Annotated in this window: 1 protein-coding gene; it reads right to left on the reverse strand. The window is 44.4% G+C overall.

Features of this window, described 5'->3' with window-relative positions:
• Positions 1 to 516 (reverse strand): Ig-like domain-containing protein (locus tag DK926_RS26335; RefSeq protein ID WP_207890930.1); only part of this gene is annotated, 516 nt, incomplete at both ends.

Raw genomic sequence — 516 nt, forward strand, 5'->3', positions numbered from 1 at the left:
TGCCATCACTACCGGTCATCTCTGCTAACGTTTGTCCACCGATAGAATCAATGGCGACAGGCGTCGTATTAAAGGTATCGATAGTAAAGTTTAGCGTTTTCGAGGTAGCCGTGTTGCCTGCTTTATCGGTGATAACATAATAAATGCTATGGGAACCATCGCCCAACGGTGACTCAGGTCGATAAACTTGATTTCTGTCGGTCACCGTGATCGTATCGACTAGCACTCCATCAATGAAAATCTGAACACTCTGGTTCATTTCTCCAAAAATACTAAACGTAGGCCGGGTCTGACTCGTTATACTATCATTACTGAAAATACCATTATCAGAACCTGCCACCGTAGCAGGATTATCGATAAACGTACTGGTATCTATCGTGACGAGTATGCGAGGCGATTCTGCCGTATTACCTGCCGGGTCTTCGGCAACCACACGGATAGAATATTCACCATCTTTTAACGCATTATCAAACTGATAGGACCAGGTTCCATCTTCAAGCACAAGAACATTTGCCA

The organism is Rhodococcus sp. Eu-32 (assembly GCF_003336925.1).
Taxonomy (GTDB): Bacteria; Actinomycetota; Actinomycetes; order Mycobacteriales; family Mycobacteriaceae; genus Rhodococcoides; species Rhodococcoides kyotonensis_B.